This window comes from Pseudomonas sp. ES3-33, from assembly GCF_000952175.1.
Lineage (GTDB): Bacteria > Pseudomonadota > Gammaproteobacteria > Pseudomonadales > Pseudomonadaceae > Aquipseudomonas > Aquipseudomonas gregormendelii.
Window position 1 is genome coordinate 55,392 of the sequence record NZ_JZRI01000043.1, and the last position, 17,228, is coordinate 72,619.

Sequence of the window (17,228 nt, forward strand, 5' to 3'; positions counted from 1 at the left end):
CGACGCCATGTCGGCAAGGTGTGAGCGGCCTTGAAGACGGGGTTGCAGGCGCTAAATTTTTGCCCGGGATTTTCGTTCTTGGGGGAAGGCCAGTCGCGTACGTACAGTCAATGACTGGCATTTTCGATCAGGAGCGAGCGTGATTATTTCCCGGCAGTTGACCCGATTGAGCCTTGCGGGTGTATTGGCAGCGGTGAACGTTGCGGCAAGCGCGCAGCCGAACGAGGCCACCGCAGATATCCGGCGCACCAGTTTTGGCGTACCGCACATTCGCGCCGACAACGAGCGCGGCCTGGGCTACGGCATCGGTTATGCCTATGCGCAAGATAATCTGTGCTTGCTGGCGAACGAGATTGTCACGGTCAATGGCGAGCGCTCGCGCTACTTCGGCCCGACCCAGTTGACCGTGGAAGAGCGGGAGAACCAGGTCAGCGACGTGTTTTTCACCTGGCTCAACACGCCCCAGGCGGTTGCCGCATTCTGGCAGGCGCAAACGCTCCCCGTGCGCGAGCTGGTGGAAGGTTATGTGGCAGGCTTCAACCGCTCCCTGAAAGAAACCCGGGCCAAGGGCCTGCCCCCGCAGTGCCAGGGCGAATGGGTGCGCGACATCACCACGCAGGATCTGGTCAAGCTGACCCGGCGCTTGCTAGTCGAGGGAGGGGTTGGTCAGTTTGCCGAAGGACTGGCGGGTGCCTCGCCGCCCCAGGCAGGCGCTGCACAGGCCGGCCCGCCGGCTTCGTTCCAGGTGGCGTCCACGCGCCTGCAGCGTTTTGCCCTGGATCGCGGCAGTAACGCCGTGGCCGTGGGTAGCGAGCGTTCCTTCAACGGGCGCGGGATGTTGCTGGCCAACCCGCACTTTCCCTGGGTCGGCGGCATGCGCTTCTACCAGATGCACCTGACCATTCCCGGCCAGCTGGACGTGATGGGCGCCGCGTTGCCTGGGCTGCCGATGATCAACATCGGTTTCAACCAGCACCTGGCCTGGACCCACACGGTGGATTCGTCCAAACACTTTACCTTGTACCGCCTGGAGCTCGATCCCAAGGACCCGACCCGCTATTTGCTGGATGGCAAGTCGCTGCCGATGACCCGGCAGACCGTGATGGTAGAGGCAAAAACTGCGGACGGTCAGGTGCAGCCGATGACACGCGAAGTCTACAGCTCGCGATTCGGCCCCGTGGTGCAATGGCCCGGCAAGCTGGACTGGGATTCGCAGTTCGCCTACAGCCTGCGCGATGCCAATCTGGAAAACGATCGGGTGTTACAGCAGTGGTACTCGATGAACCGCGCAACCAGCCTTGGCCAGTTGCAAGCGTCAGTGCACAAGATCCAGGGTATCCCCTGGGTCAACACCCTGGCCGCCGATGATCAGGGCCAGACGCTCTACATGAACCTTTCGGTCGTGCCCAACGTGAATGCCGCGAAACTGGCGGCGTGCAGCGACCCGCGCGCCGGCCTGCAGATGATCGTGCTCGATGGTTCTCGCAGCGAATGCGCGTGGGACGTCGATCCCCAGGCTGTGCAACCCGGTATTTATGCCGCTGCCGACTTACCGCAACTGCTGCGCAAGGACTTCGTGCAGCACGCCAATGACTCGGCGTGGATGGTCAACCCGGCGCAACCGCTGACTGGATTCTCCCCGTTGATCAGCCAGCAGGAACAGCCGCTGGGGCTGCGTTCGCGCTTTGCGCTGGAGCGCCTGCAGGCCTTGGCAAAGGGGCGTATTGGCGCCGCCGACCTGCAACGCATGGTGCTGGATGATGAGGTCTACCTCGCCGGCCTGGTGATGCCGGATATGCTGCAGCTATGCGCTTCAGGCCAAGGGGCTGATGAGCAGCAACTCGCCGCGGTATGCAGTAGCCTCAAAGTCTGGGACCGCAGGGCGAATCTGGACAGTGGTATCGGATTTGTGCACTTCCAGAACCTGATGCAGGCGCTGCAGGAGTCGCCTGATGCATGGCGTGTGGGTTTCGATCCACAAGACCCGCAGCACACGCCGCGCGGGCTGCGGGTGGATGAGCCGCAGGTTGCCGAAACGATTCGTGGAGCGATGTTGGCGTCGTTGGAGCAGACGGCCAAAATGGGCTTGAACGAGCACAGTCGCTGGGGCGACATTCAGGTGGCCAGCAGTGGCGGGCAGCAGACGCCGATCCATGGCGGGCCAGGCACCTTGGGTGTGTACAACGCGATACAGAGCGTGCCCAGGAGTGACGGCCGGCTCGAGGTGGTGAGCGGCACCAGTTACCTGCAGGTGGTGACCTTCGATGAAAAGGGGCCACACGCCCAGGGACTGCTGGCGTTTTCGCTGTCCAGCGATCCCCAGTCAAAGCATTCGCGGGATCAGACCGAGGCGTTTTCCCGGAAGAAGCTCAGCGTCTTGCCGTTTACCCAACAGCAGATCGAGGCAGATCCGCAGTATCGGGTCGAGCGGATCAGTGAGGGGGATGGCCGGTAGGCGCGACCCTGTGAGAGCGAGTCTTTGCACATGAGCCTTTGGGAAACACTACGTGGGAGCGAGCCTGCTCGCGATAGCGGACTCACAGGCAGCAATGATGCCGGACCCGACAGCCTAATCGCGAGCCTGGTCGCTCCGGCAGGGGGCAAGTATCAGATTTTTGGGGCCTGTTGCGGCATGGCGTTGAGCACCGGGTTACCGTCCTTGTTGCGGGTCACGTACACCGGCAGCACCTTGGGCAGCGAGGCCGCCAAAGAATTGAGCTCCTTGATGTTGTAGATTCCGCCGATCCGCAGCGCACCGGTGTTGTGGTCGGCGACCGCCAGGGGTTTGCTTAGATAGCGGTTGATCAAGGGCAGGGCGTTGCTCAGCGTCAGGTCATCGAGCACCAGCTTGCCGCTGCGCCAGGCCAGCGAGTTGTCGTTGTCGTAGGTCTGGCTGATGCGCGCAGTGTAGTCTCCGTGACCATAGCTGGCCTGCATGGCAGGACCCAGGCGCAGGCCATCACCTGGAAGGTCATCGTTACTGCTGACCAGCACCGAACCCTCGACCAGGTTCACCCGTACCTGATCCTCATACATCCAGACATTGAATTGAGTCCCGGTGACCCGAATCCGCCCGTCAGCGGCCTTCACGATGAACGGGTGGCTCGTGTCGTGGCTGACTTTGAAAAAGGCCTCACCCTTGTTCAAGGTAACGCGGCGCTGATCCTTGTAGTTGGTGAAAGTCAGGTTACTGCCCAGGTTCAGCTCGACTTCGCTGCCATCACTGAGGGTCACATGGCGCACCGTATCGCCCGCTTCAATGTGCTCGTAGGCATTGGGCAGCCAACCGAGGTTCCAGCCGCTGTAGGCGGCCAACGGTAGCGCCACCGCACAGACCGCTGCTGCAATACCGAAGGTTCGCCAAGGGGAGGCAGGCTTGAAGGGGAGGGCAGCCGCACCTTCGGTGGCCGGACGCGGCAGGTCGCCAGCGACTTCCCAGATCTCCAGCATCGCTTCGTACTCAAACGCGTGCAGCGGATGAGCATCCCGCCACTGCTCAAACGCCAGGCGCTCTTGCGCGGTGCAGTCGATGGCATGCAGACGCATGCACCAGTGCGCCGCGGCATCGGTAATGGCGTCGTATTCGGCTTGCGGAAGGGGGGTGTCGGTCATTGACTCATCCTGATTTCCTGCATTCTAACCTTTGCAGGAAGTCGGCGAGAACACCGTCATGGCAATTACCCATCAAACAGCAATGTTTTTCATTTAAACCTGCCGTTCAAAGGGCCGCCTGGTTAATAGTTATCGCCAAATTCCCCGCCGGGTCGGTTACATTAATCCGGTTGAACGCCGCCCGGTCGAAAGATTGACAGGCCGTGCAGCTCGCGTTTAATCGGTTTGTTTGTCATTACACGCTGTTGCCCCCTCCAATAATTAATCTGGAGCTTCAGATGTCCGCGCCACACGAACTTGCCACGCCTACGGCTTCGCAAAATCTGTCTTTTGATGAATTGACCCAGTTACTGGAAAAGATCTTCCTGCGCCATGGCACCAGCGCCGACGTCGCCCGCACCCTGGCCCTCAACTGCGCGGGCGCCGAACGGGACGGCGCGCACAGCCATGGCGTGTTCCGCATTCCCGGGTATGTGTCGACCCTGCAAAGTGGCTGGGTCAGCGGCCAGGCCATCCCGCTGGTAGAAGACGTGGCCTCAGGCTTCGTCCGGGTCGATGCCGGCAACGGGTTTGCCCAGCCTGCACTGGCGGCAGCGCGCGCTTTGCTGGTGGAGAAGGCTCGCAGTGCAGGCATCGCAGTGCTGGCAATCCGCAACTCCCATCACTTCGCCGCGTTGTGGCCCGATGTTGAACCCTTTGCCTACGAAGGGCTGGTGGCTTTGAGCGTGGTCAACAGCATGACCTGCGTGGTGCCGCACGGTGCCGACCGGCCGCTGTTTGGCACTAATCCGATTGCCTTCGCCGCGCCACGCGCCGACGGCGATCCCATCGTCTTTGATCTGGCCACCAGCGCGATTGCCCATGGTGACGTGCAGATCGCCGCGCGCAAGGGCGAGCGTCTGCCAGCGGGCATGGGCGTCGACAGCCTTGGCCAGCCGACCCAGGACCCAAAGGCCATCCTTGAGGGCGGCGCTTTGCTGCCGTTTGGCGGGCACAAGGGCTCAGCACTGTCGATGATGGTGGAGTTGCTGGCGGCAGCGTTGACAGGTGGTAATTTTTCGTTCGAGTTCGACTGGTCCAACCACCCCGGAGCCAAGACCCCGTGGACCGGACAGTTGCTGATTGTGATCGACCCGAGCAAGGCCGCCGGGCAGAGTTTTGCCGAGCGCAGCCAGGAACTGGTGCGGCAGATGCATGGTGCAGGGCTTAAACGCTTGCCGGGGGACCGCCGTCATCAACTACGGACCAAGTCAGCGGCTGGAGGTATCGAGCTGGATGCGCAGACATTGGACAATCTGCGGGCGCTTGCGGGGGACTAGAACTGCCTTAGGCTGAAACGCCGAAGCAGCTGGCAACGCCAGCCGCTTCGGAGGTTGCGCTTGAATCAGCGGCGACCGAGTAGCAGTCCCACCACCAGGCCGAAGCCTGCGGAGATCGCCACGGTCTGCCACGGATGGCCCCCTATGTAGGTCTCGGTGGCTTCTACGGCAGGCTTGGTGCGATCGCGCACGCTGCTGACCGAGTCCATGGCTTGCTGGAGTTTTTGGGCGACCTGTCCGCGAAGGGTTTCTGCCTCCTCACCGACCAGTGATGCGCTGCTCTTGAGCAGTTTGTCCGACTCTTCGATCAACGCTTGCAACTCGCTGAACGCTTGATCCTTGATTTGATCTTCGGCGATTTGCGCGGCAGTTTTCCGGGCCATTGAAGTACTCCTTGCTGATGGATGGACAGTGAACAATGGAGTGTAGAGCGGCAGGAAAAGTTGCAGGGATTTAGCGCGAAAATGTGATCCTTGAGAAAATCCAGCGCAGGACATTTCCTACCAGGGTGTAAGATGTCGCCAATTTACACAGCAGGTAAACCCCATGAGCTTCAATCTGGCCGACAAACCCCTTTCCGAGCGCGCCGCGCTTGAAGATGAAAAATCCCGTCTGTTCGATCTCTGGCAAAGCAACCTGGGCAAAGCCAAGGGCGAGGCCGCACGGTTGTTTGGCGAGCGCGCCAAACGCAAAGGTAAATGGGCCGAGTGGGTCCGTTCCGAGCTCGACGCCATGTCGCCCCCGGAATTTGCCAACATGGTGCGCAGTGAAGTCAATCGCTTGATGGCTGCCAAGTAGCCAACCCGGCGCCATGGGGTAGCGCTGATCGCCGTGGACTTGGGCGAATCTCATTGCCTAGAGCGGCTGCGGACTACGATGACCCCAAGAGTTTTCTGACTTCGGCAATGATCAAGTCGATGTTGAATGGCTTCGCCAATACCGCATCAACCAAATCCGACTTGTGCATTCCAATATGTGCCTGAGCACCGTTCATCAGGATGATCGGCAACTGATCAGCGCAAGGAAGGCTCCGGACGGCTGTGGCGAATTCCAGGCCGTCCATGACCGGCCTCATAAAGTCGGTGATGATCAAGGCAGGCTGTTCTCTACCCAGAACCTCGAGCCATTTACGCCTGGAGCATGGTTGGCTAGCCGACATGGAGCAACATTACCCCGACACAAACCACAGCGCCAAAACCAGGCACCGCGCGATACCGCCTGGTCGCCCACGTTCTCGGTAAACTCGTCGTACTGGGCATCGACGTAGGCGAAGTTAGCTTCCGCCATCAGCCTGGAAGTGACTTGCAGCTTGCCCGTCAGCTCGATTCCCTTTGAAGTCTGCTGACCGGCCTGCGTTGTATTGTTGATGTTGTCAGGGGCAGTGATCGAAAAATCTCTAAGAACGATTGGGTAAGCGGCGAGTTGTTAAAAGAATGCGGAGCGAAAGAATGAAGATCTTATAAAGATTAAAGTAGGGTGGTTAAATCAGGGCAATTTTTTAGTAGTGGGTATTTTTCTTTGGCCGGGCTTCATTTTGTCGCTTTTCGATGGAGGGTTTCTGACAGTTGTTTTCGATTGCGCGGTTACGGCTCAAATGCTCAAAAACAAAAGATGCCAATCCGAACAATCCAATAATTGAAATGATCATAATTCCCAGGTCTGAGCTGCTCATAATGTTCTTCCGTCGAAATGTGTTCCGGAGGATAAAATATCTATGGCGGAACTCAAGGCGATCTACGATTTCTTTACGATCTTTTTGCTACTGCGCAGCCATCGCCAATGATGGTCACTCAGCTGACCGATTATTGATATTTGACGATATTTTGAAGAATGAGCGGGCCGCCTAGCCCTAAGAGTTTTCCTCCTTCATCGATCGTACCAAGCGATATCGGGGCGAAGCCCAACTGATCGACCAGTTCGGTAACGATTATGTTGGCATCTTGATCTCGGCTCCAAACAAACATCACTCTGCGCCCTCCATCCTGCGTAGGGTGTTCGGCTAATCGTGCGGCAGGAAGCTGAGTCCGCGCTCAAGGCCTGTTCGAGGGGCTGCGCAACGATGCTGTCGCCCAGCTCGACCAGCACCTTGCCCGGCCCAGCCGGGCGGTGGTTGATAGATCGGATAAAAATCAGTCCGATTGGCTAGCGTTCCAGCTTCGATTAAAAATGATTTTGTGAATTCGATCGGAGAAGAACTCAGCACGCTGCAGGCATGTGAAAAATTGCCTACAACAGGTTTGGAACGGATTGCTGTTCTCTTATAATGTTGATCAGTGTATGTAGTGCTGGGTGATTGTATCTACGACTACCGTAATATATATGGAATGGATCTTCCGCGGATGCGTGCTGTGGAAGTATCAATCTCAGTGTTTCAGACTTTAATTCCGGTGTTATTCGTGCTTCAAGCACATAGGCGATGCCCACGCCCGCTTTAGCGGCAGAGATAGTTGTGGCTGTATCATTGATGGTCACCAATCCTGGAACACGAATTTTCCTGCGCTCACCCTCAACCTGCAGCTCCCAGCGAAAGCTCGAGTTATCTCCCAAAAGTAGTTGAAGACAGGTGTGATGCTCCAGATCTTCTATGGTCATCGGCGCTCCGTGTTGCTCGACATAGCCTGGCGAGGCCACCAAAACCCAGCGCTGAGGCCCGCTCAACGGTAATGCGACCATGTCTTTCGGAACATGATGACCGTAGCGTATACCCGCGTCGTATCCCTCGGCCACAATATCAATGGGCCTGTTATCGACCACTACCGTAAGACGCACGCCTGGACAGCGTCGGACGAATTCAGGGAGTGCTGGTGCGATCAGCAGATCGGCAGCATCTGCAAATACATTGAGACGAATCTCACCAAGATTGCCAACGCCTGGCGCTTCAAACGTTTCAAGCGCGGCGCCGATCTTGTTGAAGCCATCTTCCAGACGCTCCGCTAAATCCAGCCCCAAAAAAGTGGGCGATACGGCACGACTTGTCCTGTTCAGTAACTTTGCGCCCAAGCGGTCTTCGAGCCGCCGTATGGCATGGCTCAAAGCCGAAGGAGTCAGGCCCAATTCTTTAGCTGCTGATTTGAAACTTCCCCATCGGACGATGGACAGGAAAACCTTCAGGTCTGCGAAATCGATGCGATTTTTCTGGGTCATGGATGAATAGGTTTCAAGGAGTTGATGAGCTGCTTTCAGTTTAGCCTGTGCGAATATCAGCACCCCGTCAACGACCTGATGACATCGCCAAACTACCGGGTGATCGGGAATATTCGCCAGTGGCGTCATGTAGGGCTAAGAGAAGAGGAAGCAGATATGCATCACCGAGTCATTGGACGCACGGGCAGAAAAGTCTCCGAAATTGGATTTGGTGCATGGGCCATCGGTGGAGCCTGGGGTGAGGTTTCAGAGTCTGATGCTAAAGCGGCACTTCACGGGGCATTGGACCAAGGCACAACGTTCATCGATACCGCGGACGTCTACGGTGACGGACGATCAGAGCGCATCATTGCAGATGTGATGAAAGAGCGAGGCGGGGAGCGGCCTTTTATCGCGACAAAAGCTGGAAGGAGGTTAAATCCTCATGTGGCTGAAGGCTACACGCGAGCGAATCTGAACGATTTCGTAGACCGCTCCCTGCGAAACCTGCAAACAGATTGTCTCGACCTTGTTCAACTTCATTGCCCACCTACCGAAATTTACTATCAACCCGATGTCTTTCAGGTAATGGAGGACATGATTACCGCAGGGAAAATACGTCACTACGGCGTTTCGGTGGAAAAGGTCGAAGAGGCTTTGAAGGCTATCGAATACCCTGGTGTCGTTTCGGTTCAGATGATCTACAACATCTTCCGTCAGCGGCCCGCTTCTCTTTTCATGCAAGAGGCTAAAAAACGTGGAGTTGGGGTTATCGTTCGCGTGCCTTTGGCTTCCGGTTTGCTAAGTGGGAAAATGACGAACGCTACTACTTTCGCTGCGGATGATCATCGCTTGTTCAATCGAAATGGGGAGGCGTTCGATAAAGGCGAAACCTTCGCCGGCGTACCGTTTGATGTAGCGCTGGAAGCCGTCGAGCGACTTTGGCCCTTAGTGCCGCAGGGCGTGACAATGGCGCAGTTTGCATTGCGCTGGATTTTGATGGAGTCCGGGGTGACGACTGTCATCCCGGGGGCCAAGAATCCACAGCAAGCCAAAGCAAATAGTGATTCGAGTGACTTGGCGCCGATTTCTGACGAGTCGATGCAAGCGGTTCGTGACCTGTATGAATCGAAAATCGCCTCTCATGTGCATCACCAATGGTAATTCATTGACTTGAAACCTCATTGGTCTTGAAAGGAGCGGCGGGCATTAACTCAGTAGACGCAGTCAGGCTTAGCGTCGCAATTGCGCCAATTGTTCCTTTAATCGTGCGACTTCACTTTCAAGTTCACGGACTCGCTCGCGAGCCTCAACCTCAACGCTGACGTCCTTCTGGATACCGATGAAGTACGTCAGTTGATCTGCGTCGTTAAACACAGGGGTAATCGACAGTTCGTTCCAGAAAGCGCTGCCATCCTTGCGATAGTTGCGAATGATTTGCCGGCAGGGGTGAAAGTTCTTTATCGCCTCCCGGATTGTTGCCAGGCCGCTTTGGTCGCGGTCATTACCCTGCAGAAAGCGACAGTCCTGGTAAAGGATGTCGTCAACACCGTAGCCCGTCAGGCGCTGGAAGGCGGGGTTGGCGTAGATCAGTATGTTCTCGTCGCCTTCCTGCTCTGCTACCACGATGCCATCGTTGGATGCTTCAACCATCAGTTGAAGCAGTTCTGCATTGATCATTTTCTGAGCCCCAGTGAATGTCACATCATTTTAGGACAACTTGGGGTTTCAAAATGCTTTCGACACAATTCGACAGCATTCCTATGACTGACCAAGGCGCCGCCAGCGAGAAAGGTATGCGCGGACAGGCGCGACCTTTGGTGTCAAGCTGGTCGCCCGATCAGTTGCAGGAACTCGTGGCGCGTAGCGGACGACTCGCGAAAGGCGCCCAGCATCACTGATGAGGTCATCACCGAGTTTTGCTTCTCCACGCCTCGCATCATCATGCACATGTGCTTGGCCTCTATGACCACAGCCACGCCGGCGGCATCGGTGATGTGCTGAATGGCGTCGGCGATTTGTTTTGTGAGGTTTTCCTGAATCTGTAAGCGGCGGGCAAACATATCAACCACCCGTGCGACCTTCGACAGCCCCAGTACTCTTCCGGTGGGGATGTATGCGACGTGAGCCTTGCCGATGAAGGGCAGCATGTGATGCTCACACAATGAATACAGTTCGATATCACGCACGATGACCATTTCATCATTTAGCGATTCGAACAGTGCACCGTTGATCACTTCTTCCAGGCTCATCGTGTAGCCGTTGCACAGGTATTGCATCGCCTTGGCTGCGCGTTTGGGCGTGTCCAGCAATCCTTCACGCTCAGGGTTCTCGCCTACGCTGACAAGAATTTCACGGTAGTGGTCGGCTAATGATGGGTTCATTTCTATTCCTCGCAGCCATGCTGCGGTTCATGTGACGGCCATCCTTGGCTTTAGGGGCGTTTGGGCTGCGTAAGATCTGACTCAGGAACACGAGCTTCGCCCTGTCACCTGTCGCTCAGGTTCTTCCTCAGGCCGTACCTGAGCGAAGCATCCTAGGGCTGCTTAGTTTTGCAGGTGAGATGCTCGCCAGGTACGGGTTTTGATTCCGGCACTGTGCAAGAGCTGTCGACACATCGACGGCGACCCTCTGGATGAGGCAACCAGGCCAAATTGGGGCGTAAGCGGCAGAAGAGGCGATAGCCTGCGGCGAGCAGCGGCCGGACTGCACGCCATGTCAGTGGCGTTGCCCAGAACCCCAGGCCGGCGGCTCGCCAACTCCATAGAGTGGCGTCCAGTCCGGTTACCCAGCGGCCATCGGCAAAACGGGCATGCAGCGAGGACTGCATTTGCTCGAGCGTAAACCCGAGTGTCCTTGCGTCGAAGGCATCACTGCTGATGTCTACAAACAGCAGTCGACTCCCTGCGGCGTGTCGGCGCAGGATCTTGATTTCACGCGCGCACAGCGGGCATGTACCGTCAAAGTACAGCGTCAGTGGCCAATGCTCTTTATTGTACATTGATGTCTATCTTGTATAGGTTTTGTACAAGATAAGCCTAAAAAAACCAACTGACAATCATGGTCATTCGTTTGCCGTGAAAATGATCCGCCCGCCCGCCGGGCAGCGTTCAAAGTAGAGATCACAAGAGCAGCAATAGCGCTGCGCGCGGCGGGCTGCACAGTCCTGCTCGGTTCAACTTCAAGCGCGGATCATCAAGCCACTCGCCGCAGTGCCGCGGCCATGCCGCCGCCTATCGCAGCCATGCCAACAACCAAACAGGGGAATGACACCCACCAAGGTATGGCGGCGGTCATCATGCTGAACTCCGACATGCCGCCAATGCTTGCGATCAGGTTGAGTGGAAGGAAAACCACGTTTATCAGGGTCAGGTTGCGCAGCGCCAGGTTCATGCCATTGTTCGCCAGATTGCCACGTGCCTCTATCAGATTCGCAAACACCTTGGCGTGGATCCTTGCCTGTTGGTAGCTCTGCTCGTTCTCGATAATCAGATCGTTGAGCGAGTCCAGTTGACTTGGGCCGAACCCGTGGCGCTGGCCATGGCTTCGAAGCAGGGCGAGTACTGCGCCATTGCTCTGAATGGCGTTCACGTAGTACACAAGGCTTTCGCTCAAATTGTACATCTGCACCAGTTGCTGGTTATCCATTGTGCGGCTGACTTGTTGCTGCACCTCGCGGGCCATCTGCTTGACAACACGCAAGTGGCCCAAATAGTGATGCACACTTTCAGCCAGCAGCGCCATCAGCACATCCAGAGGGCCGCTCAGCGCTGAGTCGCTCTCCAAACCTGCTAGAAGTGAGTTGCTCGCGCAGATCACCACCAACCTCTGCTCGCTCAACACCACTCCGAACGACGACACATTGAACGCTCGGCCATCGAAGCTCTCCGGTCGCTTCCAGATCAGGAACAGATGGTCTGGCTTGATCTCGATGCGCGCTACTTCGTCCGGGTCCAGGGATGACTCCAGCGCCTGGGCGCCGATCCCCAATCGTTCCCGGAGCAGCAACTGCTCGCCGGCATCCGGTGCGACGCACAGCCAGACACTGGCTTGATCGTCGGGCGCCTGGCACAGGTTACCTTCCTGAATGCTGTAGGCTTCGATCATCGCTTACCACGCCTGGCCGCGATGTTTGAGTTCCAGCCTCTGGATAAATGCTTGAAGCACCCGCCGATACAGCTCATCGCCTAATACGGCGTCTTCGGTTCCCGCATCCAGGTTAGGGTTGTCGTTGACTTCAATCACCAACACCCGGTCACCGGCTTGTTTAAGGTCGACGCCGTAAAGGCCATTGCCGATCAGCCGTGCGGTGTCGACTGCAAGTTGCACAACCTCTGGCGGCGCTTGCTCGATCGGGACGGCCTTGCACATGCCGTTTATTTCACCAGGCACGGCTTTGTGGTTGTAGATTTGCCAATGCCCCTTGGACATGAAGTATTGACAGGCATAAAGGGCTTCGCCGTTAAGCACGCCTACGCGCCAGTCATACTCCGTGTAGCAGTATTCCTGAGCGAGCAGCAGCACCGAATGCTCGAACAATTCCTGTGCTGCCGACGACAGCGCCTGCGCATCGGCGACTTTGATGACACCCCGCGAGAAGCAGCCGTCGGGAATTTTCAGTACAAGAGGAAAGCCCAACCGACGGCCTGCCTGCTCCAGTTCCTGAGGTCGATCCTTGTAGAGGATTTCCGTCGCTGGCATTCCCAGGCCGCGTCGCTTGAGCAGGTCAGTCAGGTACACCTTGTTGGTGCAACGAAGGATGGAAGATGGATCATCGATGACCACCAGACCTTCACTCTCGGCTCTTTTGGCAAAACGGTAGGTGTGGTCGTCTACGCGGGTAGTCTCGCGAATGAACAACGCGTCGAATTCTGCCAGGCGCGCATAGTCTTTTTTCTCGATAAGTTCGACATCGATACCAAGCTGTTTGCCGGTTTCAACAAATCGCTCCAGCGCCAATGAATTGGAAGGTGGCAGCGCCTCTGCGGGATCTTGCAATATTGCCAGGTCGTATCGAGCCATACGCTTGGACGCCGGTTGTCGCCATGTGCGCCGATTGAAGGCATCCAAGGCGTTGGCAAAAGCATGCTGTTGCTCATCACGCAGTTTGTGCAATGCACCGGGTTTGATTCCGGCAATCTGCCACGTCTCACCACGGCGAAATTCCACCAGCAAAATAGGGCAGGGGAACGCCTCAAAGAGCTGACGGCCGATCTCTTGCAGTGACTCAATGGTGGCTTTGCCAAAATACAATGACAGGGTAAAGGCTTCGGTATTGCCATAAGGATGGTTGGCCAGCGCCCGCTCCAGGGTGCGCTCAAGATCATCCAGACCCACCCCGTACAGCGCCTTGCGCGACAGCTCGCTGATGATGCGCACCGATGGGAACACCTTGTGCCCGCGCGCTTCGGCAAGCAAAGAGCAGTAGTAGCCTTGGCCCAGGTACTTGTAGTTGCGGCAGAGGTTGATCACCTGCGTGCGACCGGGGAGGTCGTCGCTGTGCTCAAGGTAATCCTGGGCAAGCATCAGGCTTTCACTGGGGAGGTAGCTGGCCCAGTCTTCCTTGCGTTCGACGAGGATCAGCAACTGGCTGCCTGAACGCCCCGTGCTGGGAGGCTCCTCGACGAGAGATATTGTGGAACGTTCCGATTTGTCCAATACTTCGTTCACGTTGGTTTGCACCGCTGACATGAGTAATCGATCCCTATTGAAGAACACGCCGCTTCAATAAATCACGGACATCCGGGTCTGTCCCGGTTCGTTACTCAAACATTACGGTGCCACCATGCTTTTTAACTTTCGCGTTGCAGCGACGGACGATATCGACGAATTGGTCGCGTTGGAACAGGAGTGTTTTACGCTTGATCGGTTGAGCCAGCGCAATTTTCATTGGATGGTCAGCCGTGCCAATAGTTGTTTGATTGTCGCCGAATGCCAGGAAGAACTGGCGGGATATGCCCTGTTGCTCTTTCATCGTGGCACATCACTCGCACGCCTGTATTCAATCGCTGTCAGTCAGGCATGGCGAGGCCATGGCCTCGGCCAGAGTCTGCTGGAAGAGGCACAAACGCGTGCGCTTTCCCGGAACTGCGCATGGTTGCGTTTGGAGGTCAGAGCCGATAATCCCGCGGCCATCAGCCTGTATGAGGCCAATGGATACCAGCGCTTCGCAGTCGTCGAAGACTACTACGAAGATCATGCCGAAGCGCTGCGTTACGAGAAGCGAATCCTCCATCAAGCTCCGTCGCCGACACGTCAAGTACCCTATTATCAACAGACCACCGAATTCACATGCGGCGCGGCCTGTCTGCTGATGGCTATGGCTGCCATCGAGACGAGCCGGCCAATGAGCCGCAAGGAGGAAATTCAGCTCTGGCGCGAGGCGACTACCATCTTCATGACCGCAGGACACGGTGGCTGCAGTCCTCAGGGCTTGGCTTTAGCTGCCTGTCGGCGCGGTTTTGAGGTGCGTCTGGTGGTTAGCCAACTTGGCTCGCTGTTTCTGGAGGGCGTACGCAGTCCGGAAAAAAAGGCCATCATGAAGCTGGTAGAAGACAGCTTCGCTGAGGATTTGGTGCAAGCGGGTGTCATACAGGAGCAGGCTTCCAATTTTGATATCCGCGCAGCAATTGTGGCTGGATTCAAACCCGTGGTACTGATCAGTAACTACCGGTTCACCCGGTTGAAGGCCCCTCATTGGGTACTGATAACAGGTTGCGACGACGAGTTTGTGTATCTGCACGATCCGGATGTGGATCACAGCCGCCACCGTCAGAGCATCGATTGCCAGCACCTGCCAGTGAGTCACGAGGAGTTTATGCGCATGAGCACGTTTGGCTCTCGCCGAGTACGGGCTGCCGTCATGCTGCGCGCACGCTAAAGGGGCGCTCGCTGGGTGTCGAAACGTTAGCGTTTTCGCTGGCCGAGTGATTGTTGTTTGAAGACATCACTCGCACCCTCCATGCTGCGCGGGGTCTTTGGCTAGCAAACTGTAATCTGATATTTAATGGGCTGCTCGTTGTTCAGGCGTAAGTACAGATACTGGATAGACCGCGGTGAATGTCCCAGCGTCGACACTCAATGCGCGGCAATCGACGCCATAGACGTGCGCAAGGTTTTCCGGTGTCAACGTGGCGCCTGTCGAACCGCTGCAATGCACATGGCCCTGGTGCAGCATCATTGTGTCGTCGGCATAGCGACTGGCCAAATTCATGTCGTGGAAAATCGCCAGCGTGACGATGTTATGTTTGCGTGTATAGCTGCTGACAGCATCAAGTATCTGTAACTGATTGGCCAGATCCAGCGCAGAAGTCGGCTCGTCCAGTAGCAATAACCGGGGACTGCGAACAAGGGCCAAGGCTATGGGAATAAATCTCATTCGTGTATTAAGAATGTTTCATGCAGCTTGTTTTGATGGATGGGGTTGGGAAATGTGTGCTCGAAGACTTTTCGCCAGATGAGCCTCCCTCGGCGACATCTGGCCCGTCCTCGCTGACCACCGTCGTCCGACAAACACATACTGGCAGTCGGCCATCTCAGCTAAACTCACGATCAGAGCTATTTCCAGCGGCGCCTTGTGAGACTCCATGATTGCCCATACCCCCACGCTTTTTGCCTGTGTCGCGTTAGTCGCGACGATCATGGCGTTTTGTCTGATTCTGGTCGGCCAGTTCAACCAGCGTGACGGTCTGCTCACCATTGGCTTTGGTTTATTGGCCCATGCCTTGGCCTACGTTGGCTACACCTTTTACGGTCATGCTCCATTATGGTTGACCTATGGTGCCGCCAATACATTACTCGCGGTGGCGCTGGCCTTCTATGGTGCCAGCTTGTTCCGGATTATCGAGTTGCCAGTGGCTTGGTGGCGGGTTTTCGCGCCGGCTGTACTGATGCTGACGTTGATGGCAAGCCTGATCGAAACCCTGGAGCCGAGAATGCTCGCTGCCACTGGGGTGTTGATGGTGCAGTGCGCATTGATCATCTACTGGACTCGCCGCTACATTCCCGCTCAGGGCCGTGCACGGATGCTGTTGATCATTGGGGCGAGTATCAGCCTGATTGGCCTGGGCATGCGGGTGGTGGCTGTGCTCGGCGGGGGGGCTGCCGAGATGCGCTACGATGTCAGCAACCTCAAGCAGACTATCTCGGTCAGTATCGGTACTTTCACCGCGATGATGATCTCTCTCGGGCTTGTGCTGCTGTCCAAGGAGCGCAGTGAGTCATTACTCCAGCAGATGGCGCTGCGGGACGTTCTGACAGGCATTCTCAATCGTCGAGCTATCCTTGAGCAGTTTTCCAAAGACCTGGAACGTTCACGCCGAGAGAATGCTTATCTTGCTGTGGCCATGGTCGATATAGACCACTTCAAACAGATCAATGACGTCCATGGTCATCTGGCGGGTGATGAAGTGATTTGCCACTGCGTTAACCATCTGACCGAGCGTCTTCGTCATTGCGACAGTATTGGTCGTTATGGAGGCGAAGAATTCCTGGTGCTGCTGCCTGGTACGAGCCCCGAAGGCGCCGTTGCTATGCTTGATAAACTGCGTGCCTCTTTGGCCGAGACACCAGCGCAGTTCGGTGACGCAAGCATTCCGGTGCGCATCAGTATCGGTGTTTGCTGTGTGATGCCAGAAGACGGTGATACCACCGCCAGCCTGCTTGCCTGGGCGGATGCGGCGCTTTATGAGGCTAAGGGCTTGGGGCGAAATACCTTGCGACTGGCGCAGCCTTGTCGCCTGCGCATTGCTGCGCCGTTCAGTGACACTCCACAAACGACTGAAGCGTCGTGATTCCACGTGTGACGCTTTATAAATACAAACGTTTATCGGCGTGAAATAAGGGTAAGTGTCTAAGTTATAAACGTTTTTGATTTCTTTATATTGTTTTCAGGGGTGAAAATCGTGCAGTTATCAGTAGGGGAGAGCCGTTATGCAAATAAACTGCTACAATCAAATCTCCTGGGCGTCCTTACCTTCTCGAAGGTTAATCTCGTATTTATTCAACTGCTCAAAGTTTGTTAGATCAGCTGTGATGAAAATGGTAGTTGATGTTTGGAGCGCCACGTGAAAATTTTTCCTGGCTTATCAACTTTGTCGGATGTATGCCAAGGTTGCAAAAACACTCGCGAACTGGATCTGGAATTTTCTTTCGCTTTTCAGCCAATTGTGGAGG

At 56.3% G+C, this 17,228-nt stretch carries 16 protein-coding genes and 2 pseudogenes; 6 read left to right on the forward strand and 12 right to left on the reverse strand.

Annotation, left to right across the window (positions count from 1 at the left end; all coding sequences use genetic code 11):
* Positions 1–139: 139 nt before the first annotated feature.
* A complete protein-coding gene (gene pvdQ, locus UB23_RS05615) occupies positions 140–2,455 on the forward strand; it encodes a bifunctional acylase PvdQ (RefSeq protein WP_045058339.1) in 2,316 nt (771 codons plus the stop codon).
* A 152-nt stretch (positions 2,456–2,607) separates the two neighbouring features.
* Here pvdQ and UB23_RS05620 read toward each other — a convergent pair whose 3' ends face one another.
* Positions 2,608–3,612, reverse strand: coding sequence for a FecR family protein (locus tag UB23_RS05620; RefSeq protein WP_045058340.1), 1,005 nt, complete (start codon positions 3,610–3,612; stop codon positions 2,608–2,610).
* A gap of 278 nt (positions 3,613–3,890) precedes the next feature.
* On the opposite strand from UB23_RS05620, the gene UB23_RS05625 reads away from it, so the two are divergent.
* Positions 3,891–4,931, forward strand: a complete 1,041-nt coding sequence (locus tag UB23_RS05625) for an Ldh family oxidoreductase (protein ID WP_045058341.1) — start codon at positions 3,891–3,893, stop codon at positions 4,929–4,931.
* Positions 4,932–4,996: 65 nt separating this feature from the next.
* On the opposite strand, the gene UB23_RS05630 is transcribed toward UB23_RS05625, so the two are convergent.
* Positions 4,997–5,314 (reverse strand): DUF883 family protein, encoded by a 318-nt coding sequence (locus UB23_RS05630; protein WP_045058342.1) that lies wholly within the window; start codon positions 5,312–5,314, stop codon positions 4,997–4,999.
* 163 nt (positions 5,315–5,477) lie between these two features.
* Between UB23_RS05630 and UB23_RS05635 the strand changes: the two genes are divergently transcribed.
* Entirely contained in the window at positions 5,478–5,729 is a 252-nt protein-coding gene (locus UB23_RS05635; protein ID WP_045058343.1) for a hypothetical protein, read from the forward strand.
* Positions 5,730–5,802: 73 nt separating this feature from the next.
* Here the strand turns inward: UB23_RS05635 and UB23_RS05640 are convergent.
* From UB23_RS05640 to UB23_RS28265, 4 genes and pseudogenes are all read right to left on the reverse strand, one after another.
* A pseudogene (locus UB23_RS05640) lies at positions 5,803–6,063 on the reverse strand (response regulator); the annotation flags it as partial.
* Positions 6,064–6,137: 74 nt separating this feature from the next.
* Positions 6,138–6,353 (reverse strand): annotated as a pseudogene (locus tag UB23_RS30145) (TonB-dependent siderophore receptor); the annotation flags it as partial.
* Positions 6,354–6,429: 76 nt separating this feature from the next.
* Positions 6,430–6,603, reverse strand: a complete 174-nt coding sequence (locus tag UB23_RS29885) for a hypothetical protein (RefSeq protein ID WP_177328533.1) — start codon at positions 6,601–6,603, stop codon at positions 6,430–6,432.
* Positions 6,604–7,157: 554 nt separating this feature from the next.
* The gene (locus tag UB23_RS28265; protein WP_082069129.1) at positions 7,158–8,075 is read right to left on the reverse strand and encodes a LysR family transcriptional regulator; all 918 of its coding nucleotides are present in this window, start codon (positions 8,073–8,075) and stop codon (positions 7,158–7,160) included.
* A 24-nt stretch (positions 8,076–8,099) separates the two neighbouring features.
* Here UB23_RS28265 and UB23_RS05655 point away from each other — a divergent pair, with 24 nt between their 5' ends.
* A complete protein-coding gene (locus tag UB23_RS05655) occupies positions 8,100–9,218 on the forward strand; it encodes an aldo/keto reductase (RefSeq protein ID WP_201777866.1) in 1,119 nt (372 codons plus the stop codon).
* A 69-nt stretch (positions 9,219–9,287) separates the two neighbouring features.
* Here the strand turns inward: UB23_RS05655 and UB23_RS05660 are convergent, their stop codons facing one another.
* From UB23_RS05660 to UB23_RS05675, 5 genes are all read right to left on the reverse strand, one after another.
* Positions 9,288–9,734, reverse strand: coding sequence for a PAS sensor domain-containing protein (locus UB23_RS05660; protein WP_045058345.1), 447 nt, complete (start codon positions 9,732–9,734; stop codon positions 9,288–9,290).
* A 143-nt stretch (positions 9,735–9,877) separates the two neighbouring features.
* A complete protein-coding gene (gene folE, locus UB23_RS05665; protein ID WP_045058346.1) occupies positions 9,878–10,438 on the reverse strand; it encodes a GTP cyclohydrolase I FolE in 561 nt (186 codons plus the stop codon).
* A gap of 152 nt (positions 10,439–10,590) precedes the next feature.
* On the reverse strand, positions 10,591–11,055 hold the full coding sequence (locus UB23_RS28270; protein WP_082069130.1) for a thiol-disulfide oxidoreductase DCC family protein: 465 nt from the start codon (positions 11,053–11,055) through the stop codon (positions 10,591–10,593).
* Positions 11,056–11,249: 194 nt separating this feature from the next.
* The gene (locus UB23_RS05670; protein ID WP_045058347.1) at positions 11,250–12,161 is read right to left on the reverse strand and encodes a magnesium transporter CorA family protein; all 912 of its coding nucleotides are present in this window, start codon (positions 12,159–12,161) and stop codon (positions 11,250–11,252) included.
* A gap of 3 nt (positions 12,162–12,164) precedes the next feature.
* A complete protein-coding gene (locus UB23_RS05675; RefSeq protein ID WP_045058348.1) occupies positions 12,165–13,745 on the reverse strand; it encodes a RimK family protein in 1,581 nt (526 codons plus the stop codon).
* A 94-nt stretch (positions 13,746–13,839) separates the two neighbouring features.
* Here UB23_RS05675 and UB23_RS05680 point away from each other — a divergent pair, with 94 nt between their 5' ends.
* Positions 13,840–14,934 carry a GNAT family N-acetyltransferase/peptidase C39 family protein gene (locus UB23_RS05680; RefSeq protein WP_045058349.1) on the forward strand — a complete coding sequence of 365 codons (1,095 nt, stop codon included), beginning with the start codon at positions 13,840–13,842 and terminating at the stop codon, positions 14,932–14,934.
* A gap of 123 nt (positions 14,935–15,057) precedes the next feature.
* On the opposite strand, the gene UB23_RS05685 is transcribed toward UB23_RS05680, so the two are convergent.
* Positions 15,058–15,432 carry an ABC transporter ATP-binding protein gene (locus UB23_RS05685; protein ID WP_052672965.1) on the reverse strand — a complete coding sequence of 125 codons (375 nt, stop codon included), beginning with the start codon at positions 15,430–15,432 and terminating at the stop codon, positions 15,058–15,060.
* Positions 15,433–15,640: 208 nt separating this feature from the next.
* On the opposite strand from UB23_RS05685, the gene UB23_RS05690 reads away from it, so the two are divergent.
* Positions 15,641–16,846, forward strand: coding sequence for a GGDEF domain-containing protein (locus UB23_RS05690; RefSeq protein WP_045058350.1), 1,206 nt, complete (start codon positions 15,641–15,643; stop codon positions 16,844–16,846).
* The last annotated feature ends 382 nt before the right edge of the window (positions 16,847–17,228 follow it).

Excerpts from the sequence above, each read along its gene's own strand:
- UB23_RS05670 (WP_045058347.1), bottom strand. The coding sequence starts at position 12,161 with ATGATCGAAGCCTACAGCATTCAGGAAGGTAACCTGTGCCAGGCGCCC.
- UB23_RS05660 (WP_045058345.1), bottom strand. The coding sequence starts at position 9,734 with ATGATCAATGCAGAACTGCTTCAACTGATGGTTGAAGCATCCAACGAT.
- UB23_RS05675 (WP_045058348.1), bottom strand. The coding sequence starts at position 13,745 with ATGTCAGCGGTGCAAACCAACGTGAACGAAGTATTGGACAAATCGGAA.
- UB23_RS05680 (WP_045058349.1), top strand. The coding sequence starts at position 13,840 with ATGCTTTTTAACTTTCGCGTTGCAGCGACGGACGATATCGACGAATTG.
- UB23_RS05635 (WP_045058343.1), top strand. The coding sequence starts at position 5,478 with ATGAGCTTCAATCTGGCCGACAAACCCCTTTCCGAGCGCGCCGCGCTT.
- UB23_RS05690 (WP_045058350.1), top strand. The coding sequence starts at position 15,641 with ATGATTGCCCATACCCCCACGCTTTTTGCCTGTGTCGCGTTAGTCGCG.
- UB23_RS29885 (WP_177328533.1), bottom strand. The coding sequence starts at position 6,603 with ATGAGCAGCTCAGACCTGGGAATTATGATCATTTCAATTATTGGATTG.
- folE (WP_045058346.1), bottom strand. The coding sequence starts at position 10,438 with ATGAACCCATCATTAGCCGACCACTACCGTGAAATTCTTGTCAGCGTA.
- UB23_RS05620 (WP_045058340.1), bottom strand. The coding sequence starts at position 3,612 with ATGACCGACACCCCCCTTCCGCAAGCCGAATACGACGCCATTACCGAT.
- UB23_RS05625 (WP_045058341.1), top strand. The coding sequence starts at position 3,891 with ATGTCCGCGCCACACGAACTTGCCACGCCTACGGCTTCGCAAAATCTG.
- UB23_RS05655 (WP_201777866.1), top strand. The coding sequence starts at position 8,100 with ATGAGCTGCTTTCAGTTTAGCCTGTGCGAATATCAGCACCCCGTCAAC.
- UB23_RS28265 (WP_082069129.1), bottom strand. The coding sequence starts at position 8,075 with ATGACCCAGAAAAATCGCATCGATTTCGCAGACCTGAAGGTTTTCCTG.
- UB23_RS05630 (WP_045058342.1), bottom strand. The coding sequence starts at position 5,314 with ATGGCCCGGAAAACTGCCGCGCAAATCGCCGAAGATCAAATCAAGGAT.
- UB23_RS05685 (WP_052672965.1), bottom strand. The coding sequence starts at position 15,432 with ATGAGATTTATTCCCATAGCCTTGGCCCTTGTTCGCAGTCCCCGGTTA.
- UB23_RS28270 (WP_082069130.1), bottom strand. The coding sequence starts at position 11,055 with ATGTACAATAAAGAGCATTGGCCACTGACGCTGTACTTTGACGGTACA.